Below are 5,053 nucleotides of genomic sequence, written 5' to 3'. Positions count from 1 at the left end.
AAAACGCGACGCTTCCATCAATAACAAGCCCAAGCGGAGTACCACAGATGGCGTTCTTCACCGCAGCCAGCAAGGCCGACTTCCAGCATCAACTGCAAGCGGCACTGGCGCAGCACATCAGTGAACAGGCACTGCCACAAGTGGCGCTGTTCGCTGAACAATTTTTCGGCATCATTTCCCTGGACGAACTGACCCAACGTCGCCTTTCCGACCTGGCCGGTTGCACTTTATCTGCCTGGCGCCTGCTTGAGCGCTTTGATCACACCCAACCGCAAGTGCGCGTCTACAACCCGGATTACGAACGCCACGGCTGGCAGTCGACCCACACCGCGGTCGAAGTGCTGCACCATGACCTGCCCTTTCTGGTGGACTCGGTCCGTACCGAGCTGAACCGTCGTGGCTACAGCATCCATACCCTGCAGACCACCGTCCTCAGCGTGCGCCGTGGCAAGAAGGCCGAGCTGCTGGAAATCCTGCCAAAAGGCACCCAGGGCGAAGGCATCCAGCAAGAATCGCTGATGTACCTGGAAATCGACCGCTGCGCCAATGCCGCCGAACTGAGCGTGCTGAGCAAAGAGCTTGAGCAGGTACTGGGCGAAGTGCGCGTGGCCGTGGCCGATTTCGAACCGATGAAAGCCAAGGTCCAGGACCTGCTCACCGGCCTGGACAACAGCCAGTTCAGCATCGACGGCGAAGAAAAAGCCGAGATCAAAAGCTTCCTGGAATGGCTGGTGGGCAACCACTTCACCTTCCTCGGCTATGAAGAGTTTGTGGTACGCGATGAAGCCGACGGCGGCCACATCGTCTACGACCAGGATTCGTTCCTCGGCCTGACCAAGCTGCTGCGTGCCGGCCTCACCGCCGAAGACCTGCGTATCGAAGACTACGCCGTGGCCTACCTGAACGAGCCGGTTGTGCTGTCGTTCGCCAAGGCTGCGCACCCAAGCCGCGTGCATCGCCCGGCTTATCCGGACTATGTGTCGATCCGCGAGATCAGCGCCGACGGCAAAGTCATCAAGGAACACCGCTTCATGGGCCTCTACACCTCTTCGGTGTACGGCGAAAGCGTGCGGGTGATTCCTTATATCCGCCGCAAGGTGGCGGAAATCGAACGCCGTTCGGGCTTCCAGGCCAAGGCTCACCTGGGCAAGGAACTGGCGCAAGTCGTTGAAGTGTTGCCGCGCGATGACCTGTTCCAGACCCCGGTCGACGAGCTGTTCAGCACCGTGATGTCGATCGTGCAGATCCAGGAGCGCAACAAGATCCGCGTGTTCCTGCGCAAAGACCCGTACGGTCGTTTCTGCTACTGCCTGGCCTACGTGCCACGTGACATCTACTCCACCGAAGTGCGCCAGAAGATTCAGCAAGTGCTGATGGATCGTCTGAAAGCCTCGGACTGCGAATTCTGGACCTTCTTCTCCGAGTCCGTGCTGGCCCGTGTGCAATTGATTCTGCGGGTTGACCCGAAGAACCGCCTCGCCATCGACCCGCTGCAGCTGGAAAAAGAAGTGGTGCAGGCCTGCCGCAGCTGGCAGGACGACTACTCCAGCCTGGTCGTGGAAAGCTTCGGCGAAGCCCAAGGCACCAACGTGCTGGCGGATTTCCCGAAAGGCTTCCCAGCCGGTTACCGTGAACGTTTTGCTGCNCACTCGGCCGTGGTCGACATGCAGCACCTGTTGAGCCTGACCGAAAAAAATCCGCTGGTGATGAGTTTCTATCAGCCACTGGGTCAGGTGTCTGGTCAACGCGAGCTGCACTGCAAGCTGTATCACGCCGATACACCGCTGGCGTTGTCCGACGTGCTGCCGATCCTGGAAAACCTCGGCCTGCGCGTGCTGGGTGAGTTCCCGTACCGCCTGCGTCATGCCAATGGCCGCGAGTTCTGGATCCATGACTTTGCGTTCATCGCCGCCGAAGGCGTGAACCTGGATATCCAGCAGCTCAACGACACCTTGCAGGACGCGTTCGTGCACATCGTTCACGGCGATGCCGAAAACGATGCGTTCAACCGCCTGGTACTGACCGCCGGCCTGCCTTGGCGCGACGTGGCGCTGCTGCGTGCGTACGCGCGCTACCTGAAGCAGATCCGCCTGGGCTTCGACCTCGGTTATATCGCCAGCACCCTGAACAACCACACCGACATCGCCCGCGAGTTGACCCGGTTGTTCAAGACCCGCTTCTACCTGGCGCGCAAGCTCACCGCCGATGACCTGGAAGACAAGCAGCAACGTCTGGAGCAAGCGATCCTCACCGCCCTGGACGACGTTCAGGTGCTCAACGAAGACCGTATCCTGCGTCGCTACCTGGACCTGATCAAGGCGACCCTGCGTACCAACTTCTACCAGACCGACGCCAACGGCCAGAACAAGTCGTACTTCAGCTTCAAGTTCGACCCGCGCGCCATCCCTGAACTGCCCAAGCCGGTACCGAAGTTTGAAATTTTCGTGTACTCGCCACGCGTTGAAGGCGTGCACCTGCGCTTTGGTAACGTCGCGCGCGGCGGCCTGCGTTGGTCCGACCGTGAAGAGGATTACCGTACCGAAGTGCTCGGCCTGGTAAAAGCCCAGCAAGTGAAGAACTCGGTGATCGTGCCAGTGGGCGCCAAGGGCGGCTTCCTGCCGCGTCGCCTGCCATTGGGCGGCAGCCGGGACGAGATCGCGGCCGAGGGCATCGCCTGCTACCGCATCTTCATTTCCGGCCTGTTGGACATCACCGACAACCTGAAAGACGGCGCCCTGGTGCCGCCGGTCAACGTCGTGCGTCATGACGACGATGACCCGTACCTGGTTGTGGCTGCGGACAAGGGCACTGCGACCTTCTCCGACATCGCCAACGGCATTGCCATCGACTACGGCTTCTGGCTGGGCGATGCGTTCGCTTCCGGTGGTTCCGCCGGTTACGACCACAAGAAAATGGGCATCACCGCCAAGGGCGCGTGGGTCGGTGTGCAGCGTCACTTCCGTGAGCGCGGCATCAACGTGCAGGAAGACAGCATCACGGTGGTGGGCGTCGGCGATATGGCCGGTGACGTGTTCGGTAACGGCCTGTTGATGTCCGACAAGCTGCAACTGGTCGCGGCCTTCAACCACTTGCACATCTTCATCGACCCGAACCCGAACCCGGCGACCAGCTTCGTCGAGCGTCAGCGCATGTTCGAGCTGCCGCGTTCGGCGTGGACCGACTACGACACCAGCATCATGTCCGAAGGCGGCGGCATCTTCTCGCGCAGCGCGAAGAGCATTGCCATCTCGCCACAGATGAAAGAGCGCTTCGACATCCGGGCCGACAAGCTGACCCCGACCGAACTGCTGAACGCCTTGCTCAAGGCGCCGGTGGACCTGTTGTGGAACGGTGGTATCGGTACTTACGTCAAGGCCAGCACTGAAAGCCACGCCGACGTGGGCGACAAGGCCAACGACGCGCTGCGCGTCAACGGCAACGAGCTGCGCTGCAAGGTCGTGGGCGAGGGCGGTAACCTCGGCATGACCCAGCTGGGTCGTGTGGAGTTCGGCCTCAATGGCGGCGGTTCCAACACCGACTTCATCGACAACGCCGGTGGTGTGGACTGCTCCGACCACGAAGTGAACATCAAGATCCTGCTCAACGAAGTGGTGCAGGCCGGTGACATGACCGACAAGCAGCGCAACCAGCTGCTGGCGAGCATGACCGACGAAGTCGGCAACCTGGTGTTGGGCAACAACTACAAGCAAACCCAGGCGTTGTCCCTGGCCGCACGCCGTGCCTACGAGCGTGCTGCCGAGTACAAGCGCCTGATGAGCGATCTGGAAGGTCGCGGCAAGCTGGACCGCGCCATCGAGTTCCTGCCGGCCGAAGAAGCCATCAACGAGCGCGNCGCTGCAGGTCACGGCCTGACCCGTGCNGAGCTGTCGGTGTTGATCTCCTACAGCAAGATCGACCTCAAGGAAGCACTGCTCAAGTCGCTGGTGCCGGATGACGACTACCTGACCCGTGACATGGAGACCGCGTTCCCACCGAGCCTGGTCGCCAAGTTCGGCGAAGCCATGCGTCGCCACCGCCTCAAGCGTGAGATCGTCAGCACCCAGATCGCCAACGACCTGGTTAACCACATGGGCATCACCTTCGTTCAACGACTCAAAGAGTCGACCGGCATGAGCCCGGCGAACGTAGCGGGCGCGTATGTGATTGTGCGTGACATCTTCCATCTCCCGCACTGGTTCCGTCAGATTGAAGCCCTGGACCACCTGGTCTCCGCCGACGTGCAACTGGAGCTGATGGACGAGCTGATGCGCCTGGGCCGCCGCGCCACGCGCTGGTTCCTGCGTGCCCGTCGCAACGAGCAGAATGCTGCCCGTGATGTCGCGCACTTCGGTCCGCATCTGAAGGAATTGGGTCTCAAGCTCGACGAACTGCTGAGTGGCGAGATTCACGAGAACTGGCAGGCCCGCTATGAGGCTTACGTCGAAGCCGGTGTGCCGGAGTTGCTCGCGCGCATGGTGGCTGGGACTTCGCACTTGTACACCCTGCTGCCGATCATCGAGGCCTCCGACGTGACCGGCCAGAACCCTGCAGACGTGGCCAAGGCTTACTTCGCCGTCGGTAGCGCCCTGGACATCACCTGGTACCTGCAACAGATCAGCGCTCTACCGGTTGAAAACAACTGGCAGGCCCTGGCCCGTGAAGCGTTCCGCGATGACGTCGACTGGCAGCAACGTGCGATCACCATCTCCGTCCTGCAACAGGGCGACGGCACTCAGGACGTGGAAACCCGCCTGGCGCTGTGGATGGAAGAGCACGAAGGCATGATCGAACGCTGGCGCGCCATGCTGGTGGAAATTCGTGCAGCTGTCGGCACGGACTACGCCATGTACGCGGTGGCTAACCGTGAGTTGCTGGACCTGGCGTTGAGCGGGCAAGCGGTAGTGCCTGCGCCTGTTTCAACAGCTGCCGAGCTGGAACCGGCGGCCTGATCAGGCGTTGAATGAAAAAGCCCCGTCTCGCGAGCGACGGGGCTTTTTTTTGCTTGATTTGATCGTTCTCATGCGCAGCAAAGGAATGCAGTCCTTGCTCAGTT

Annotated in this window: 1 protein-coding gene; it reads left to right on the top strand. The window is 61.1% G+C overall.

Annotation, left to right across the window (positions count from 1 at the left end; translation table 11 throughout):
• The first annotated feature begins 47 nt into the window (after positions 1-47).
• Entirely contained in the window at positions 48-4,949 is a 4,902-nt protein-coding gene (locus tag B7L09_RS02780; RefSeq protein WP_094467628.1) for an NAD-glutamate dehydrogenase, read from the top strand.
• The last annotated feature ends 104 nt before the right edge of the window (positions 4,950-5,053 follow it).

Origin of the sequence: Pseudomonas mandelii (genome assembly GCF_002251635.1) — a bacterium.
Classification (GTDB): Bacteria; Pseudomonadota; Gammaproteobacteria; order Pseudomonadales; family Pseudomonadaceae; genus Aquipseudomonas; species Aquipseudomonas mandelii_B.
Note: the sequence above shows the minus strand (reverse complement) of the source record. Positions and strands in the feature narration are given on the sequence as shown.